The sequence below is a fragment of the Hydrogenophaga bisanensis genome, from assembly GCF_042665135.1.
GTDB lineage: Bacteria > Pseudomonadota > Gammaproteobacteria > Burkholderiales > Burkholderiaceae_C > Hydrogenophaga > Hydrogenophaga bisanensis.
This window is the reverse complement of record NZ_JBHTBX010000005.1, coordinates 90,377-110,822: the sequence shown is the minus strand read 5'-3', so window position 1 is coordinate 110,822 and position 20,446 is coordinate 90,377. Positions and strand designations below refer to the sequence as shown.

The following is a 20,446-nucleotide window of genomic DNA, read 5'->3' as shown; positions in this document are numbered from 1 at the left end:
TTGGTGAAAGACCTTGTCACGTAGTCGTGTAAGAAGTCACGAAAAGGTGATGCAAGTGCCCCTTGTGCGCCTTCAACGTCTACAAAAGTAAGCTCATTTTTTGGTAGATTAGACCGATACATTGTCAGTAACAATATGGGTGCTCTGTAGCATCTTGTTACAAAAATCCTTCACCAGCATGAACAAGTCATACAAGTCAATCTGGAACGAAACCCTGGGTACCTATGTGGCAGCGTCCGAAGCGGCGACGGCCGGTGGGTGCAAGGTGTCGTCGGGCCGCAAGGCGCGACGTTCCCCGGAGCGGGCGCATTCGAGCCAGATTGCGCTGGAGCAGCGCATCGTGTTCGACGCCGCCTTGCCGGCGACCGTCGTCGAGACTTCCACCGACAAGGCGCCCGCCGACGCGGCTGTGGTCGACGAGGTTGAGGCTGAAGATCCGGCGGCTGCTCCCGAGCCGGTCGCCGTTGCAACCGCCCCTGCGGTGAATGAGGATGCGAAAGACACCAGTCCGGCGGACTCGGATTCGGAAGAACCGGAGACGACCGCTGAGCAGCCGGTGGAAGCGGTGGAGTCGGCGGCACCTGGCGACGATCAGGCTGCCGAAGGCGCTGAGACCGACATGGAAGCCGATGCGGAGGCACCGACTGAGACCGCTGCGGAAGCGGACGATCCGAGCGAGCAGGATGCCGTGGCGCTCGAAACCGATTCCGATGAGCGTGTGGAGGTCATCTTCATCGACTCCGTGGCGGCCGAGCTCGGCAACCACCTGCAGTGGCATCCGGGTGAGGTGCACGTACTGGATGCCAACCGGGACGGCATGGAGCAGATGGCCGAGATCCTCAACGGCCGCACAGGTATTGACGCCATCCACATCATCAGCCACGGCACGCCAGGGCAGCTGCAGCTGGGCAATTCGGTGCTGAACGCCTCGACACTGGCGGGCGAGCACGCCGATGAGCTTGCGGTGATCCGTGCAGCGCTGTCCGAAGAGGCCGACCTGCTGCTGTACGGCTGCGAGGTGTCGTCCACGCCCGAGGGCGAGTCATTCGTCGCGGCCTTGGCCGACGCAACCGGTGCCGACGTCCTGGCTTCCGACGACAACACGGGTACCGACCTGCTGGGTGGCGACTGGGTGCTGGAAACCCGGGTGGGCGACAGCATCGAAACCACCGTGATCACGGCCTCCGAATGGGCCGGCGTGCTCACCACCCCCGCCAACGTGGGGGCTGGCGCCGTGATCGGTACGGTCGGCAAAGAGATTTACAGCATCGATCTCACGACCGGCAAGGCGACCCTGCTCACCACGATTCCTGCAACGGTGGGTGGCGTGTCCACGGGCACCCTGCAGAACTCCCTGGCGGTCAACCAGGCGGCCGGCCTGATCTACTACGTTGCCAACGACAGACTCAACACCAACCGGGCGCTGTTCGCCTACGACTTCATCAACAACGTCCACATCCTGGTGGACGCCGATCTGACCAGCAACGGTACGGCGGGCAACATCGCCGTTGGCGCTCGCGGTGTGGGCAGTGGCGGCGCTGTGTATGCCAATGGCGCCCTCTACATGGGCATTGAGGACAATTTCGGCGGCGATGGGGCTGGAGCGGACTATGACGATTCCATCTATCGCATTGTCCTGTCCGCCGATGGCCGTTCGCTCAATACGGCCGCCGGTTCGGTCACATTGCTGGTGCCCAACATCACTGGCGATTCCATTGGCTGGGGAGACATTGGCTACAGCGCCTCGACCAACTCGCTGCTGAGCATGCAGGCCTACTCGCTCACCAGCTATACGCTCAACGCCGCGGGAACAGCGGTGACCGCAACGGCGGCACTGACCCACGGCGGAGGGATAACCCAGATGGCAGAAAGCCAGGCTGGCAACAACTACCGACTGGATAGTCAGATCCAGCAGATTGACCCGACGACCGGTGCCACGATCGGCACGGCCATCAACATCACCACCGATGGCACCACGGCGCTGGGCGATTTGAACGATGCGGCGTCGTGGACCCCGCCAACTGCCAACATCGGTGACCGCATCTTCACCGACGCCAACAACAACGGGACCTTTGACGGCGTCGATTCCGGCATCGCGGGTGTGACCGTGCGATTGGTGGACGACGTCAACAACAACGGGGTGGTGGATGCCGGGGAGCGTGTGCTCGCCATCGACACGACCGACGCCAACGGCAACTACCTGTTCACTGGGGTGCTGCCCGGCAACTACATCGTGCAAGTCACGGACACGGGTGGTGTTCTTGGGGCCGGTCGCACCTACACCACCGCGGGCGGCAACACCAATGCGAACGCAGATGTGACCCAGATCGGGTCAACCAACCTGAACATCGACTTCGGACTGAACAACCGACCACCTCTCAACGTGGTGCCTGGTGCGCAAACCATGCCTGAGGATGGCACGCTCAACATCACGGGCGTCTCCACCAGTGATCCGGATGGAAACCTGTCGACCACGCAACTGACGGTGACCAACGGTGTGCTCAACGTGAGTTTGGCTGGTGGCGCGACCATCTCGGCCGGCGCCAATGGCAGCAGCACCCTCACTTTGTCCGGAACAGCGGCACAGATCAACGCTGCCCTGGCGTCTATTTCCTATCAGCCGACGGCAAACTACTTCGGCCCGGCGGTGCTCACGGTCCGCTCGACCGACGTCGCGGGGCTGCAAGACACCGACACCGTCAACATCACGGTCAATCCGGTCAACGACCCTCCGGTGGATGGCAACGAGACCAACACGGTGACGGAGGACACCACCTTGACGGTGGCCGATGGTTCCGCCGGTGACCTTCTGAACAACACGACGGATGTGGACGGTGGCACGCCGGTGATCACGCAGTTCACGGTGGCGGGCAATGCGACGAACTTCACGGCGGGCCAGACGGCGACGATTGCCGGGGTGGGTGCGCTGACGATCAACGCCAACGGCTCGTACAGCTTCGTGCCCGCGCCGAACTACACCGGTCCGATCCCGGTGGCGACCTACACGGTGAGCGACGGCAACGGGGGTACGGACACCTCGACGCTGACGCTGAACATCACGGCGGTCAACGACGCGCCGGTGGATGGCAACGAAACCAACACCGTCACGGAAGACACGACGCTGACAGTGGCCGACGGTTCGCCGCAGGACCTGCTGGCCAACGCCACGGACGTCGATGGCAACCCGTTGAGCATCACGCAGTTCACGGTGGCGGGCAACCCGACGACCTTCACGGCGGGCCAGACGGCGACGATTGCCGGTGTGGGTGCGCTGACGATCAACGCCAACGGCTCGTACAGCTTCACCCCGGTGGCCAACTACACGGGTGCGATTCCCGTGGCGACCTACACGGTCTCGGACGGCAACGGGGGCACGGACACCTCGACGCTGACGCTGAACATCACGGCGGTCAACGACCCTCCGGTGGATGGCAACGAGACCAACACGGTGACGGAGGACACCACCTTGACGGTGGCCGATGGTTCCGCCGGTGACCTTCTGAACAACACGACGGATGTGGACGGTGGCACCCCGGTGATCACCCAGTTCACGGTGGCGGGCAATGCGACGACCTTCACGGCGGGCCAGACGGCGACGATTGCCGGTGTGGGTGCGCTGACGATCAACGCCAACGGCTCGTACACCTTCGTGCCGGAGCCGAACTACACGGGTGCGATCCCGGTGGCGACCTACACCGTCTCGGACGGCAACGGTGGCACGGACACCTCGACGCTCACCCTGAACATGGCGGCGGTCAACGACGCACCGGTGGACGGCAACGAAACCAACACCGTCACGGAGGACACGACGCTGACGGTGGCCGATGGTGCCGCCGGAGACCTGCTGAACAACGCCAGCGACGTGGACGGTGATGCGCTGAGCATCACGCAGTTCACGGTGGCGGGCAACACGCTGACGGCGGGCCAGACGGCGACGATCGCCGGGGTGGGTGCGCTGACGATCAACGCCAACGGCAGCTACACCTTCGTGCCGGAGCCCAACTACGCGGGCGCGATCCCGGTGGCGACCTACACGGTGAGCGACGGCAACGGAGGCACGGACACCTCGACGCTGACGCTGAACATCGCGGCGGTCAACGACCCGAGCGTGCTCACGCCGGATACGGACACCACGCCGGAAGACATTCCGGCCACAGGCAATGTGCTGGCCAACGACGTCGACGTGGACAACGTGCTGAGCGTCAGCGGCTTCACGGTGGCGGGCGATCCGACCAGCTACACGCCGGGCCAGACGGCGACGATCGCCGGGGTGGGCACGTTCACGCTGGGCAGCAACGGCGACTACACCTTCACGCCCGAGACCGACTGGAACGGTACCGTGCCGCAGGTGACCTACACCACGAACACGGGCAACAGCAGCACACTGGACATCACGGTCACGCCGCTGGACGACACGCCCTCGATCTCGGACGATGCGGCGACGACGCCGGAAGACCAGCCGGTGGTCATCGACGTGCTGGACAACGACAGCGATGCCGATGGCGACACACTGACCGTCACCCAGATCGATGGCCAGACGGTGACGCCGGGCGTCACGGTGCCAGTGGCCAACGGCACGGCCACGCTCAACCCCGACGGCACGATCACCTTCACACCGGCGCCCGACTACAACGGTCCGGTGACCTTCACCTACACCGCCACGGACGGCACCACGCCGGTGACGGCAGACGTGAACGTGACGGTCACGCCGGTCAACGATGCGCCCGTGGCGGTGGACGACAACACGACAACGCCGGAAGACACACCGGTGACGATCCTGGTGCGCTCCAACGACAGCGACGTGGACAACGACCCGCTGACGGTCACCAGCTTCAGCGACCCGGCCAACGGCACGGTGACGCTCGATGTCAACGGCAACCTGGTGTACACGCCGGACCTGGACTTCACGGGCACCGACACCTTCACCTACGTCATCAGCGACGGCAACGGCGGCACCGATCTGGCGACGGTGACGGTCAATGTGGGTGGTGTCAACGACGCACCCGAAGCGAACCCGGACACCAACAGCACGACGGAAGACGTGTCCCTGAACGTGAGCGCGGCCAACGGGGTGATCCTGGGCGCGGTCGGCACGGACACGGACATCGACGGCGACACGCTCTCGGTCAGCGCGGTCTCCTTCGGCGGCACGGCCGGGACGGTGGGCTCGGTGCTGGCAGGCACCTGGGGCAACCTCACGCTCAACGCCAACGGCAGCTACACCTACGTGCCCAACGCAGCGGCACAGGGCTTGGACGATGGCGAGAGCCAGAGCGACGTGTTCACCTACACGGTGACCGACCCGGGCGGTCTGACGGCCACGACGACGCTGACGATCACGGTCAACGGCCTGAACGACGCGCCGGTGGCGGTGGACGACAACCGCACGACGCCGGAAGACACACCGGTGACGATCCCGGTGCTGGGCAACGACACGGATGTCGACGGCGAGACGCTGACCGTGACGCAGATCGATGGCCAGGCGGTGACGCCGGGCGACACGGTGCCGGTGGCCAACGGCACGGCTACGCTCAACCCCGATGGCACGGTCACTTTCACACCCGCCCCCGGATTCAACGGGGTGGTGGACTTCACGTACACGATCAGCGACGGCACGGCCTCGGACACGGCCAACGTGCGCGTGGTGGTGGACGATGTGAACGACCCGCCGGTGGCGCAGGACAACGTGGTGGCGGGCAGCGAGGACAGCCCGGTGAGCTTCGATCCGAGGTCCAACGACACGGATCCGGACGGTGATCCGCTGTCGATCACCGAGATCAACGGCGCGCCGATCACGACGACGACGCCGGTGACGCTGCCCGAGGGGGTGCTGAGCCTGAACCCTGACGGCACGCTGACCTTCACGCCCAACCCGAACTTCAACGGCAACGGGGTGACGTTCCAGTACACGATCGACGACGGTCGTGGGGGTACGGACACGGCGACGGTGACGATGAACATCGCGCCGGTCAACGATCGGCCGGTGGACGGCAACGAGACCAACACGGTCACAGAGGACACGACGCTGACGGTGGCCGACGGGGCCGCCGGTGACCTGCTGAACAACGCCAGCGACGTGGACGGTGATGCACTGAGCATCACGCAGTTCACGGTCGACGGCAACACGCTGACGGCGGGCCAGACGGCGACGATCGCTGGGGTGGGTGCGCTGACGATCAATGCCGACGGCAGCTACACGTTCGTGCCGGCGCCCAACTACGCGGGCGCGATCCCGGTGGCGACCTACACGGTGAGCGACGGCAACGGAGGCACGGACACCTCGACGCTGACGCTGAACATCACGGCGGTCAACGACCCGAGCGTGCTCACGCCGGATACGGACACCACGCCGGAAGACATTCCGGCCACAGGCAATGTGCTGGCCAACGACGTCGACGTGGACGATGTGCTGAGCGTCAGCGGCTTCACGGTGGCGGGCGATCCGACCAACTACACCCCGGGCCAGACGGCGACGATTGCCGGGGTGGGCACGTTCACGCTGGGCAGCAACGGCGACTACACCTTCACGCCCGAGACCGACTGGAACGGCACGGTGCCGCAGGTGACCTACACCACGAACACGGGCAACAGCAGCACGCTGGACATCACGGTGACGCCGCTGGACGACACGCCCTCGATCTCGGACGACGCGGCCACCACGCCGGAAGACACGCCGGTGATCATCGACGTGCTGGACAACGACAGCGATGCCGACGGCGACACGCTGACCGTGACGCAGATCGATGGCCAGGCGGCGACGGTGGGCGTGCCGGTGCCGGTGGCCAACGGCACGGCCACGCTCAACCCCGATGGCACGATCACCTTCACACCGGCGCCCGATTACAACGGCCCGGTGACCTTCACCTACACCGCCACGGACGGCACCACGCCGGTGACGGCAGATGTGAATGTGACGGTCACGCCGGTCAACGACGCGCCGGTGGCGGTGGACGACAACACGACGACGCCGGAAGACACGCCGGTGACGATCCTGGTGCGCTCCAACGACAGCGACGTGGACAACGACCCGCTGACGGTCATCAGCTTCAGCGATCCGGCCAATGGTTCGGTGGTGCTCGATGGCAGTGGCAACCTGGTGTATACGCCGGACCTGGACTTCACGGGAACCGACACCTTCACCTACGTCATCAGCGACGGCAACGGCGGCACCGATCTGGCGACGGTGACGGTCAATGTGGGTGGTGTCAACGACGCACCCGAAGCGAACCCGGACACCAACAGCACGACGGAAGACGTGTCCCTGAACGTGAGCGCGGCCAACGGGGTGATCCTGGGCGCGGTCGGCACGGACACGGACATCGACGGCGACACGCTCTCGGTCAGCGCGGTCTCCTTCGGCGGCACGGCCGGGACGGTGGGCTCGGTGCTGGCAGGCACCTGGGGCAACCTCACGCTCAACGCCAACGGCAGCTACACCTATGTGCCCAACGCAGCGGCACAGGGCCTGGACGATGGCGAGAGCCAGAGCGACGTGTTCACCTACACGGTGACCGACCCGGGCGGTCTGACGGCCACGACGACGCTGACGATCACGGTCAACGGGCTGAACGACGCGCCGGTGGCGGTGGACGACAACCGCACGACGCCGGAAGACACACCGGTGACGATCCCGGTGCTGGGCAACGACACGGATGTCGACGGCGAGACGCTGACCGTGACGCAGATCGATGGCCAGGCGGTGACGCCGGGCGACACGGTGCCGGTGGCCAACGGCACGGCCACGCTCAATCCCGACGGCACGGTCACTTTCACACCCGCCCCCGGATTCAACGGGGTGGTGGACTTCACGTACACGATCAGCGACGGCACGGCCTCGGACACGGCCAACGTGCGCGTGGTGGTGGACGATGTGAACGACCCGCCGGTGGCGCAGGACAACGTGGTGGCGGGCAGCGAGGACAGCCCGGTGAGCTTCGATCCGAGGTCCAACGACACGGATCCGGACGGTGATCCGTTGTCGATCACCGAGATCAACGGCGCGCCGATCACGACGACGACGCCGGTGACGCTGCCCGAGGGGGTGCTGAGCCTGAACCCGGACGGCACGCTGACCTTCACGCCCAACCCGAACTTCAACGGCAACGGGGTGACGTTCCAGTACACGATCGACGACGGTCGTGGGGGTACGGACACGGCGACGGTGACGATGAACATCGCGCCGGTCAACGATCGGCCGGTGGACGGCGACGAGACCAACACGGTCACGGAAGACACGACGCTGACGGTGGCCGACGGCGCCGCTGGTGACCTGCTGAACAACGCCAGCGACGTGGACGGTGATGCACTGAGCATCACGCAGTTCACGGTCGGAGGCAACACGCTGACGGCGGGCCAGACGGCGACGATTGCCGGGGTGGGGGCGCTGACGATCAATGCCGACGGCAGCTACAGCTTCGTGCCGGCGCCCAACTACGCGGGCGCGATCCCGGTGGCGACCTACACCGTCTCGGACGGCAACGGTGGCACGGACACCTCGACGCTGACGCTGACGCTGGCAGCGGTGAACGATCTGCCGGTGGCCACCGACAACGTGGACACGACGGTGCAGGATGTGACCGTGAGCGGCAACGTGATCACGGAGAACACGGGCGACGGTGTGGACAGCGACGTCGATGGTGATGTGCTGACGGTCAGTGCGTTCACCGTGGGTGGTGTGCCCGGCACGGTGGGCACGCCGGTGACGATTGCGGGTGTGGGGCAACTCACGCTGAGCAGCGACGGCAGCTACAGCTTCGATCCGGAGCCGGACTTTGTGGGCGACATCCCCGAAGTGGTCTACACGGTGAGCGATGGAAACGGTGGGACGGACACGGCCACGCTGAACATCACGGTGACGCCGCTGAGCGAGACGCCGTCGGTGGTGGGCGATGCGGCGACCACGCCGGAAGACACGCCGGTGACGATCGATGTGCTGGGCAACGACGACCCGGGCAGCGAAGGGCCGCTGACGATCACCGAGATCAACGGCACGCCGATCTCTGCGGGCACGCCGGTGACGCTGACGGACCCGGTGACGGGCCTGCCGATCGGCGTGGTCAGCCTCAACGACGGAGGCAACAGCGACCCGACGGACGACGTGCTGGTGTTCACGCCCGAGCCGGGCTACAACGGACCGGTGAGCTTCGAGTACACCGTGGAAGACCGCCTGGGCAACGAGCTCAATGCGCCGGTGACGGTGGAAGTGACCCCGGTCAACGACCCGCCGACGGCCGGCGACGATTCGACGGTCACGCCGGCGGACACGCCGACGACGATCGACGTGCTGGGCAACGACGGAGATCCGGACGGAGACCCGCTGACGGTGAGCGCCGTCAACGGCCAGCCGATCACCGAAGGTGGCGCCCCCGTCACGGTGCCCAACGGCACGGTGGCCCTGGTGGGCGGACAGCTGGTGTTCACGCCGGCGCCTGGATTCACGGGCCCGGCCAACTTCGACTACACGGTGAGCGACCCCAGCGGCGCCACCGACAGTGCGACGGTGACCGTCAACGTCGGACAGGCCAACCTGGCGCCGGTGGCGCAGAACGACACGAACGCGACCAACGAAGACACCCCGCTGACGGTCTCGGCCGCCAACGGCGTGATCCAGAGTGGTGCTGCACCGGGCGGTGTGGACAGCGACCCCAACGGCGACAGCCTGTCGGTCAGCGCGGTCGATGGCGCAGCGGGCGGCGTGGGTGCGCCGGTGCTGGGCGACTACGGCACGCTGGTGCTCAACGTGGACGGCAGCTACAGCTACACGCCCACTGCGGCGGCGCAGGCGCTGCCGGTGGGTACGACGGTGCAGGACGTGTTCACCTACACCATCACCGACCCCAGCGGCCAGACCGCCACGGCGACGCTGACGATCAACGTCACGGGCCTCAACGATGCGCCGGTGGCCGAAGACAACAGCGCCATCACGACGCCGGACACCAACGTCAGCGGCAACCTGCTGACGGACGACGGCAACGGCCCTGCGGCCGGCGGTGTCGACAGCGATCCGGACGGCGATGCGCTGACCGTCTCGGGCTTTACGGCCGGTGGACTGACGGGCACACCGGGTGTTCCGCTGACGATTCCCAACGTGGGCGAGCTGACGATCAACCCGGATGGCAGCTACACGTTCGACCCGGTGCCGGGCTTCGAAGGAGCGGTGCCGCCGGTGGTCTACACGATCGACGACGGCAACGGCGGCACCGACAGTGCCACGCTGAGCCTGGTGGTGGATGCGTCCAACGATCCGCCGGTGGCGCAGAACGACAACGTGCGCGGTCAGGAAGACCAGCCGGTGACGTTCAACCCGCTGACCAACGACAGCGATCCGGAAGGCCAGCCGCTGCAGATCACGCAGATCAACGGTGTGAACGTGACCCCGGGCACGCCGGTGGTGATCAACGACCCGGTCAGTGGGGATCCCATTGGCGAGCTGGTGCTCAACCCGGACGGGACGCTGACGTTCACGCCGGAGCCGGACTTCAACACGACGACGCCGATCCCGGTGGTCTACACCGTGGCCGACCCCGACGGCGCCACCGCCACCGCCACGATTCGCCTCACGGTGACTCCGGTGAACGATGCGCCGGTGGCGACCGACAACGGTCCGATCCCGACCGCACCCAACACCCCCGTGTCGGGCAATGTGCTGACGGACAACAACGGCTCCGGTGTCGACAGCGACGTCGACGGCGATCCGCTGACGGTCACGGGCTTTGCCGTGGACACCAACGGCGACGGCGTTCCCGAGAACTTCACCGCAGGTCAGACCGCGACCATCACCGACGACACGGGCAATCCGATCGGTACGCTGGTGATCGGTGCCAACGGTGCGTACACCTTCACGCCGTCCAACGGCTACGAGGGTCCGGTGCCGGCCGCCACCTACACCATCAGCGATGGTCAGGGTGCGACCGACAGCGCCGTCCTGAGCTTCGGTGATGTGCCCAATGCCGCGCCGGTGGCCAACAACGACGGGCCATTGCCGACCGCGGTCAACACCCCGGTCACGGGCAATGTGCTGACCAACGACACCGACCCGAACGGTGATCCGCTGACCGTCACCGGCTTCACGGTCACGGGTGTGCCGGGTACCTTCGGGCCGGGCGACACCGCCACCATTCCGGGTGTGGGCACCCTGGTCATCAACCAGGATGGTTCGTTCTCGTTCACGCCGGTGCCGGGCTACACGGGGCCGATTCCCAGCGCGACCTACACCGTCAGCGATGGAAGCGCGACGTCGTCCGCCGTGCTGTCGTTTGCTGCGATTTCGAGCGAGCCTTCGCCACCGCCGCCGCCCCCACCGCCCCCACCGCCTCCGCCGCCGCCGCCGCCGCCACCGCCTCGTCCGGAAGAGCCGAGCAATCCGGACTGGCGTGAACCCGAGAGCGAAACGCCCCGCGTGCCCAGCGTGTTGCCGCCGTCCCCCGGTGCGCTGCATGTGCTGTATGCGGTGGCCGACGCCAGCGGTGAACGAGGTCTTGCATCGTCGCCGCTGGGCACGCTGCAGGCCAGCGCTCCGCTGCTGGGTGAGGCCATGGCGCAGTTGCCCGACAGCCTGCTGTTCGAGCAGAACTCGCGCGGTGAACACATCGGGCTGATCCGGGAGCTCGGCTACGGTGAGGTCCAGACCGTGCGTCCGGCGCTTTACGTGCAGCACGCCGTGCGTCACCAGCCGATCTCGACCGATCCGAGCCTTTGGGTACAGCACGCCGTGCGTTCCTCGCAGCTCGAATCGATGCTGCGCTCGACCTCGCTGGATGCCAACAACTCGGCAACGCCTGGTGTTTCGACGCTGTTCGATCCGTTCGCCCTGGGCGCGCCGCAGCCGGAAGGTCCGGTCAAGCTGGCCGAGCTGGAAACGCCTGAGCCCCGCCAGGAGGCGGTGGCCAAGGCCGCGCCGGTGGAGGCTGTGCCGCAGGAGCCTGTGAAGGTGGCGCCGGTTCAGGAGAAGGTGGTGGAGAAGCCCCGCGCCGCGGCAGGCTTGCGCAACCAGCTCCAGCAGTTTGCCAAGGACCGGGCGGTCAGTGCCCGTCCGATCACCCGTTCCACCGTCTCCAGCTGAACAACATATCTTTAGAGGACATCCCATGAACAAGCAACAAATGACCTTTTCCGGTGCGGTCCAGCGTCTTCCCCGTACCCTGGTGGCTCTGGCGGTGACGGCGGTGGCGGCCGGGTGTTCGGTGACGCCCAAGGCGATCACCGCAGACGAGGTGCGCGAACGCGTCAAGTCGGACACGGCCCGGATGTATGTCGACCAGGCTCCGATCGCCGCGCCCATCACCATGGAAGAGGCGGTGGCCCGTGCGCTCAAGTACAACCTGGACTACCGGCTCAAGAAAATGGAGTCGGCCCTGGCCCAGGGCCTGACCGACTACGCCAGCTACGACATGCTGCCGCAGATGGTGGCGTCGGCCGGGTACACCCGCCGCAGCAACGACTCGGGCGGTGTGAGCGTGGGCATCCTCGATGGCGAACTCTCGGACCGCCCGACCACGTCCGACGAGCGCAGCCGCTCGCTGCGCGGCATCGAGTTCTCGTGGAACGTGCTGGATTTCGGCGTGTCGTACTACCGCGCGCGCCAGCAGGGCGACCAGTTCCTGATCGCCGAAGAGCGGCGCCGCAAGGTGGTGCAGAACCTGCTGCAGGATGTGCGCGCCGCCTACTGGCGCGCCCTGGGTGCCCAGCGCCTGAATGCGCAGGCCGACGACGTGCTGCAGCGCGCCTCCCTGGCGCTCAACCGCTCGCGTGAAGCCGAGACCCAGAAGATCATTCCGCCGGGTCTGGCGCTGGCCTATCAGCGTGCCCTGCTGGACGCCACCACGCTGCTGAACCAGCGCCGCCAGGATCTGGACTTCGCCAAGCGCGAGCTGGCGGCACTCATAAACGTGCCCCCGGGCGTGGACTTCAAGGTGGCCGAGGCGAACGAGACCGCGTTGCCCGCCGCGCCCCGCGATGTGGCCAAGCTGGAAGAAATGGCCCTGCTGCAGCGTCCGGAGTTGCGCGAAGAGGACTTCCGCAAGCGCATCACGGCCGACGAGGCCCGCAAGCAGATTCTGGGCATGCTGCCCGGCATCACCTTCAATTACGGCCGCCGTCACGACTCCAACGTCTTCACCTATAACAACAGCTGGTCCGAAGGTGGTGTCAGCCTGGCGTGGAACCTGATGCGCCTGGTCGCCTTGCCCGCGCTCAAGGATGCCCAGAAATACCAGGAGGCCACCGACGAAGCCCGTCGCATGGCGCTGTCCATGGCCATCCTGACGCAGACCCGCGTCAGTGCCGAGCGCTATCGCATGGCACTCGAGGACTTCAAGCTGGCCGATCAGGCCTCGCAAGTCGACACCCGTCTGGCCGCCTTCACCAAGGCCTCGGTGACGGCCAAGCTGGAAAGCGAGCTGGAAGCCATCCGCACCCAGGCCCGTGCCGTGCTGGGCGCCTACCAGCGTGCCAATGCCTACGCGAATGCACACATCGCTTTCGGCCGTCTCTACAACACGCTGGGCTTTGACCCGATCGCCGACGACTTCGAAGGCAACGACCTGGCCCAGCTGACCGAGCGCGTCAAGGGTCATCTGCAGGCCACCGAGAAGGATGCCTTCTCGCTGTCGTCCAACCTGTTCGGCCGCGCGGCCGCGGTGAACGTGAACCTGGCCGGCATCCAGGATCCGGTCCAGCAGGTGCGCATGAAGGCCTTGGTGACCGAGCTGCTCGGACGCCACCAGATCGCCACCGATGCCAAGGACGGCGTTCCGCTCAAGCTGGAGTTCGCCTCTGCCGAAAGCAATGGTGTGGAGAAGGCCTCCTGGACGCTCAAGCTGACCGACGAGTCGGGTAAGCCCCAGCAAGCCCGTTTTGCCACTACCATCCCGGCCAACGCGCGTGCATCGGTGTACGAGTCGAGCCTGATGGCGGCGCTCAATGCCAATCTTGGCGATATCAAATCCTGGCTGAATGTTGACTGATCTCTTTGCTCTGAACCCCTGGCGCGCCGTGGGCGCAGCCCTCCTGCTGGGCTCGCTGTCCAGCGTGGCGTCGGCCCAGTCGCCAGCGGCTGCTCCCAAGGCCCCGGCGGCCGCTCCGGCCCCGGCCCCCAAACCCGCGGCCGAACCGGCTGCCGCCTCTTCGGTGCGGGTGCTGGTGCTGCCCGCGGGCGAGACGGTGCTCGCCAGCCCGGTGCCTGGCCGCATTGCCAAGCTCCACGTCGGGCTGGGCGTTCCGTTCCGGCAGGGCGCGGTGCTGGTCTCCATGGACTGCGACGAGCCCCAGGCCCGCCTGGCCATGGCCAAGGCCGACCAGGCCGCGGCCACCGACCAGTACGAAGCCAAGCTGCGCATGCAGGGCCTGGAACAGGCCAGCGATGTCGAGGTGGCGCTCGCCGCCAGCGCCGTGGCCAAGGCCAAGGCCCAGGTCGAGCTCTACCAGTTCCAGATTTCCCAGTGCAGCATCCGTGCGCCCTGGGACGGACGCACCGCCAAGCTGCATGTGCGCAGCTTCATGACGGTGTCGGCCGGCCAGCCGCTGCTGGATCTGGTGCGCAGCGGCCTGTTGCTGATGAAGCTCAACGTGCCGTCCAGCTGGATCTCGAACCTGAAGATGGGTCAGCTGTTCGATGTCACCATCGACGAGACCGGCAAGACCTACCAGGCACGGGTGCACCGCATCAACGGCCGCGTCGACCCGGTGAGCCAGACCATCGAGCTGGAAGCGACCATGACCAAGTCCCACCCGGACTTGCTGCCTGGCATGAGTGGAGTCGCCTCGTTCACCGGCATGCGGTGAGTCGGTCATGAGCGACGCAACGGATCTGGGCGTTCTGCTGCAGATCGAAGCCCGCGCGCTGGAAGCGGCGACGGTGGCCGCGCTGCGGTTCACCATCGTCAACGAAACCCACGCGCTCACACCCTACCGTCAGGCGGCGATGTTCGAGCTGGAGGGCGACCGGCTGCGGCTGGTGGCCGCTTCGGGCCTGGTCAGCGTGGCCAACGACTCGCCGTTCGCCGTCTGGCTCAGCCGTTTTGCCCAGCGGCTTCCGCGCGACGGCGCAATCCATCGGCTCGACTTCGCCGACGCATCCCCCGACGATGCCGCGGGCTGGAGCGAGTGGCTGCCCGAGCACCTGGCGCTGGTGCCCTTGCGCGACCGGACCGGTGCATTCAAGGGCATGGTGCTCTACGCCGCGGAGCAGCCGTGGACCGACGCCGCCTGCGGGCTGCTGGGCCGTTTGCACGCCACCTACGGATATTGCCTGGCCAGCATGCGCCAGACCTCTCCGGACCGCTGGCGCTGGTTGCGGTCCATGACCAACAAGCGCAACCGCTGGATCCTGGCCGCCGTGCTGCTGGCCAGCCTGTTCATTCCGGTGCGTCTTTCGGTGTTGGCGCCGGCTGAGGTGGTGGCCCTCAACGCCACCGCCGTGGCGGCGCCGCAGGACGGCGTGGTCGGTTCGTTCGCCGTCTCGCCCAACGCCCGGGTGAAGGCGGGTGATCTGCTGTTCTCGCTGGACGACTCGTCCCTTCTGAACCGGCTGGCGGTGGCGCGCAAGGCCCTGGAAATCGCGCAGGCCGACGCCCACATCGCGCAGCAGCGCGCGTTCGACGACCTCAAGAGCAAGGCCGACGTCGCCGTCGCCCTCGGGCGGGTGCGCGAAAAGGAGGCCGAGCTGGCCGCGGTGGAGACCCAGGCGCAGCGGGTGGAAGTGCGCGCGGATCGCGACGGCATCGCCATCTTCTCGGACACCAACGACTGGATCGGCCGACCGGTCATGACCGGCGAACGCGTGATGCAGCTGGCGCAGCCCGAAGACGGCGGCATCCAGATCTGGCTCGCGGTGGCCGATGCCATCAACCTGGAACCCGCGGCGCCGGTGCGCCTGTTCCTGCACACCGAGCCCCTCAGCCCGCGGTCCGGCAGTCTCATCGAGGCCAGTTACCAGTCGACTCTGAGCCCGGACAATGTCGCGTCCTACAAGCTGCGGGCCAAGTTCGATCCCGGCACGGAACTGCCACGGATCGGGCTGCGAGGCACGGCGCGCATTTCCGGTGACTGGGTGCTGCTGGGCTATTACCTGTTCCGCCGTCCGCTGGCCCACCTGCGAGAGTGGAGCGGGCTGTGAGCACCGGCTCCTCCGTTCCGGCCGCGGGGGGCCGCATCCAGCTCAAGGCACCGCCGCCCAAGAAGCAACCCCTGCCACCGATCCGCGACGAACTGATCCTGTTTCCGGCCGCCCCCAACGAGGACGGCACACCCGCCTGGATGATCCAGGACCCGGTGACCAACCGTTTCTTCCGCATCGGCTGGCTCGATTTCGAGCTGCTGGTGAACTGGGCCGACAACGATCTGGCCACGCTGGTGCGCACCGTCAACCAGCAGACCCCTTTGAACGTCACGCCGGACGATGTGCGCGCGCTGACGAAATTCCTGGGCGACAACCAGCTGCTGCGCATCACCGGCAAGGCCGACGTGGCCAAGGCGCTCGCGCGGGCCGACAGCATGAAGCGCTCGTTTTTCGAGTCGCTGCTGCACAACTACCTGTTCTTCCGGTTGCCGCTGGTGCGGCCCCAGACCTGGCTGGCCGCCATCCGGCCCTTCCTGCTGCGCCTGAACATGCCGCTGGTGGGCCTCGTGGTGATGGCGATCACCCTGCTGGGCATCTTCCTGGTGTCGCGCCAATGGGACCAGTTCACCCACACCCTGGTCGACAACATGACCTGGAAGGGGTTGCTCGGCTACGGCGTGGCCCTGCTGTTTGCCAAGACCCTGCACGAACTCGGGCATGCGCTGGCGGCCACCCGCTACGGTGTGCGGGTCGCCCACATGGGGGTGGCCTTCCTCGTGATGCTGCCGATGCTCTACACCGACACCGGGGAGAGCTGGCGGCTCAGGAACTCGAGGCAGCGCCTGGCCATCGCCAGCGCCGGCATCGCCGTGGAGCTGGCCCTGGCGGGCATCGCGACCCTGGCCTGGACCCTGGCGCCCGACGGCGCCTTCCGCAACGGCATGTTCTTCCTGGCCACGACCAGCTGGGTGTTGACGGTGGCGATCAACGCCAGCCCGTTCATGCGCTTCGACGGCTATTTCATCACCAGCGACCTGCTGGACCTGCCCAACCTGCACGAACGGTCTACCGCGCTGGCCAAGGTGTGGCTGCGCCGCACCCTGCTGGGTTTCCAGGACCGCTGGCCGGAGGTCTTTCCGGAGCCCAAACGGCGGGCGCTGATCGCATTCGCGCTGGTCACCTGGGTGTACCGGCTGGTGGTGTTTCTCGGCATCGCCTTGCTGGTGTACTACTTCTTCTTCAAGGTACTGGGCATCCTGCTGATGGTGCTGGAGCTGGCCTGGTTCATCGGAAGACCCGTCATGAAGGAACTTGAAGTCTGGAAAAAGCGCCGCGCCGAGATCACATCCCGCCGCAAGATCTGGCTGCTCGCAGTGTTGCTGGCGGGACTGGTGCTGCTGCTGATTCCGTTCAGCAGCCGGGTCACCGGCTACGGTTGGTACCACGCGCAGGAACAGCAATCCATCCATGCCCCGTTTCCGGCGCAGATCGTCTCGATGCCGACGCAACGCGAATTCAAGGCGGGCGACGTGCTGTTCGTCCTGGACTCGTCCATCCTGGGCATTGCGCAGGACAAGTCGCGCCAGCTGGCCCAGGCGCGCGAGGCCCAGATTGCCGGTTTGCTGGGTCTGCCGGACGGCGAGGCGCAGCGGCAGTCCCTCAACTCCCAGAAGGCCTATTACGAAGCCGAACAGAAGCTCAGCGAAGACGAGCGCGAACGGCTGACCCTGCGCGCGCCCTTCGCCGGCGAGCTGCGCGACATCGATCCGGCGCTGGCCCCGGGGGTGTGGGTCAAGCCGCGCGAATCGCTGGCGGTGCTGGTCGACCAGCGCCAATGGGTGGTGGACGCCTTCATCGAGGAGGCCCACCTGGGACGCCTGCAGGTCGGCCAGCCGGTGAGGGCCGGGCTGATGGCCGACCCGCGGACCTGGACCGACGGGCGCATCGAGGCCATCGATGTGTCGCGCACCCTGGTGCTGCCCGATCCCATGCTCGATGCCACCCATGGCGGGCCGATCGCGACGGTGGCATCGCCGCCCAAGGACGGCCAGATGCAGCAGGGCCCCGTGGTGCGCGACGCCCTGTTCCGCATCCGCATCGTGCTCGACGAGCCGCTGCCGACGCAACAGGCGGCGACGGTGCGCGTGCGCATCGAGGGCGAGGCCGAGTCGGTCGCGGCCGGCGTGTTCCGCAAAGTCGCCTCGGTTTTCATCCGCGAAAGCGGGTTCTGAAATCCCCGCGCTGCGCCGCTGCGCACGGCTCGGCCATGCGATCATTCACCGCATGAGCATCCTGCGAGTCGCGACCTACAACATCCACAAGGGCGTTCAAGGCCTGGGGCCGGCGCGCCGCCTGGAGATCCACAACCTTGCACATGCGGTGGAGCAGTTCGACGCCGACATCGTCTGTCTGCAGGAGGTCCGGCGTCACCACCGCAAGCTGGAAAAGCACTTCACCCGCTGGCCCGAACTCGAACAGGCCGACTACCTGTCGCCCGAAGGTTATGAGTCGGTCTACCGCACCAACGCGGTGACGCGCCACGGCGAACACGGCAATGCGCTGCTCTCGCGCTGGCCGGTGCTGGACACGCGCCATTCGGACGTCTCCGACCACCGCTTCGAGCAGCGCGGCCTGCTGCACGTGCAGCTGCTGGTCGAAGGGCGCGAGGTGCATGTCGTGGTGGTGCATTTCGGCCTGATCCACGCCAGCCGCGAGCGCCAGGTCCAGCGCCTGGGCCGCTATGTGGCGCAGGAGGTTCCGTCCGACGCGCCGCTGATTGTCGCCGGCGACTTCAACGACTGGGGTGCCCAGCTGCTCAAGCCGATGGCGGCCCTGGACCTGCGGACTTTCGACGGCGTCCGGTTGCCCACCTACCCCGCGCGCCTGCCGATCCTGCACCTGGACCGCATCTACATGCGCGGGCTCAAGCCCCTGAGCGCCCATGTGCCGCACGGGCGCGCCTGGACCCGCATGTCCGACCACCTGCCGCTGATCGCCGAGCTGGAACTGTGACCACGCCCGTCCCTGCCGGGCCGCTGGCCGACCGCCGGCGCGCCACCTCACCCCGTCCCGGGCACCAGCTCCTGCTGCTGGAGGGGGGCGACGCCTTGTTCCCGGCGCTGGTCGAGGCCATGGATGCCGCGCGCAGCGTGGTGCACCTGGAAACCTACATCTTCCACTTCGCCGGTTCCGCGCTGACGGTGGCCGAGGCGCTGGAGCGCACCGCGCGCCGCGGCGTGCAGGTGCGGCTGGTGGTCGACGGTGTGGGCACGCCCGAGGTGCCGCCCGAATGGCAGCGCCGGTTCGCGGCCGCAGGCGTGCGCTGGCGCGTGTATGCCCCCCTGGGCCGGCTCGGGCTGCTGATTCCCAGCCGCTGGCGGCGCCTGCACCGCAAGCTGTGCGTGGTGGACGGCACCGTGGGTTTCTGTGGCGGCATCAACATCATCGACGACCGCGACGACGTGGCGCTGGGCCGGCTGGAGATACCGCGTCTGGATTTCGCGTTGCGCGTGGCCGGGCCCCTGGTGGACGACATGGTGGAGACCATGGAGCAGCTCTGGTGGCGCCTGCAGGCGGTGCGCAAGGCCCGGCAGCGCGAGTTCGTGGCGGCCTGGGATGCGCTGCGCGAAACCCGGCCCATCGGCGACTTCACGCGTCTGCTGCGCAAGATCGAGGTCTACACCGGTATGGGGTCGCGGGTGAATGCCGATGCGGAAGACGAAGCGTCGGTGCTGGTCAGCGAGGGGCCGGTGGGTGTCAACGACGCCCGCGCGGCGCTGCTGCTGCGCGACAACGTGAGCCACCGGCACGACATCGAGCGCGCCTACCTGAAGGCGCTGGGTGCGGCACGCCAGGACATCGTGATCGCCAACGCCTATTTCATCCCGGGCCGGCGACTGCGGCGTGCGTTGACCATGGCCGCCGCGCGCGGGGTGCGGGTGCGGCTGCTGATGCAGGGCCGCTACGAAAACTTCTTCCAGTACCGTGCGGCCCGGCCGGTGTACCAGAAGCTGATCGACGCCGGCATCGACATCCGGGAGTACGCGCCCAGCGCGCTGCACGCCAAGGTGGCGGTGGTGGACCAGGCCTGGGCGACCGTCGGGTCCACCAACCTGGACCCGCTGTCGCTGTTGCTGGCGCGCGAAGCCAACGTCATGACCACCGACCGGCGCTTTGCCCAACTGCTGCACCAGCGGCTCGATGCGCTGGTGGAGCACGCAGGACAGACGCTGGACGCGGGCGCACTCGGGTCAAGGCCCTGGCACCAGCGGGTGCTGGACCGCATCGCCTTCGTGGTGATGCGCACGCTGCTGTTCGTGACCGGACACCGCTACTGAGGGCGCGGAAGCGCCGTCGCCGCGGATGCCCCCAGCAGGGGCGGGGCCGTCG

The 20,446-nt window shown here is 67.0% G+C and carries 7 protein-coding genes; all 7 read left to right on the top strand.

All coding sequences use genetic code 11. From position 1 onward, the window contains the following. Positions 1-178 precede the first annotated feature (178 nt). Genes ACFQNJ_RS09000 through clsB form a run of 7 tightly spaced genes read left to right on the top strand, consistent with a single transcriptional unit; the run spans position 179 to position 20,394 of the window. Positions 179-12,061: an Ig-like domain-containing protein gene (locus ACFQNJ_RS09000; RefSeq protein ID WP_382256264.1), complete on the top strand. Its 11,883-nt coding sequence runs from the start codon at positions 179-181 to the stop codon at positions 12,059-12,061. Between the two features lie 25 nt (positions 12,062-12,086). Then, positions 12,087-13,964: a TolC family protein gene (locus ACFQNJ_RS08995; RefSeq protein ID WP_382256261.1), complete on the top strand. Its 1,878-nt coding sequence runs from the start codon at positions 12,087-12,089 to the stop codon at positions 13,962-13,964. Then, positions 13,954-14,781: an efflux RND transporter periplasmic adaptor subunit gene (locus tag ACFQNJ_RS08990; RefSeq protein ID WP_382256258.1), complete on the top strand. Its 828-nt coding sequence runs from the start codon at positions 13,954-13,956 to the stop codon at positions 14,779-14,781. The genes ACFQNJ_RS08995 and ACFQNJ_RS08990 overlap by 11 nt, the downstream gene beginning before the upstream one ends. 7 nt (positions 14,782-14,788) lie before the next feature. Continuing rightward, positions 14,789-16,114 carry an efflux RND transporter periplasmic adaptor subunit gene (locus tag ACFQNJ_RS08985; RefSeq protein WP_382256255.1) on the top strand — a complete coding sequence of 442 codons (1,326 nt, stop codon included), beginning with the start codon at positions 14,789-14,791 and terminating at the stop codon, positions 16,112-16,114. After that, the gene (locus tag ACFQNJ_RS08980; protein ID WP_382256252.1) at positions 16,111-18,288 is read left to right on the top strand and encodes a site-2 protease family protein; all 2,178 of its coding nucleotides are present in this window, start codon (positions 16,111-16,113) and stop codon (positions 18,286-18,288) included. Before ACFQNJ_RS08985 ends, ACFQNJ_RS08980 begins: the two co-directional genes overlap by 4 nt. Positions 18,289-18,340: 52 nt before the next feature. Further along, positions 18,341-19,069: an endonuclease/exonuclease/phosphatase family protein gene (locus ACFQNJ_RS08975; RefSeq protein ID WP_382256249.1), complete on the top strand. Its 729-nt coding sequence runs from the start codon at positions 18,341-18,343 to the stop codon at positions 19,067-19,069. Next, positions 19,066-20,394, top strand: coding sequence for a cardiolipin synthase ClsB (clsB, locus tag ACFQNJ_RS08970; RefSeq protein WP_382256246.1), 1,329 nt, complete (start codon positions 19,066-19,068; stop codon positions 20,392-20,394). The genes ACFQNJ_RS08975 and clsB overlap by 4 nt, the downstream gene beginning before the upstream one ends. The last annotated feature ends 52 nt before the right edge of the window (positions 20,395-20,446 follow it).

Coding starts and splice junctions, on each gene's coding strand:
- ACFQNJ_RS09000 (WP_382256264.1), top strand. CDS start 179: ATGAACAAGTCATACAAGTCAATCTGGAACGAAACCCTGGGTACCTAT.
- ACFQNJ_RS08995 (WP_382256261.1), top strand. CDS start 12,087: ATGAACAAGCAACAAATGACCTTTTCCGGTGCGGTCCAGCGTCTTCCC.
- ACFQNJ_RS08990 (WP_382256258.1), top strand. CDS start 13,954: ATGTTGACTGATCTCTTTGCTCTGAACCCCTGGCGCGCCGTGGGCGCA.
- ACFQNJ_RS08985 (WP_382256255.1), top strand. CDS start 14,789: ATGAGCGACGCAACGGATCTGGGCGTTCTGCTGCAGATCGAAGCCCGC.
- ACFQNJ_RS08975 (WP_382256249.1), top strand. CDS start 18,341: ATGAGCATCCTGCGAGTCGCGACCTACAACATCCACAAGGGCGTTCAA.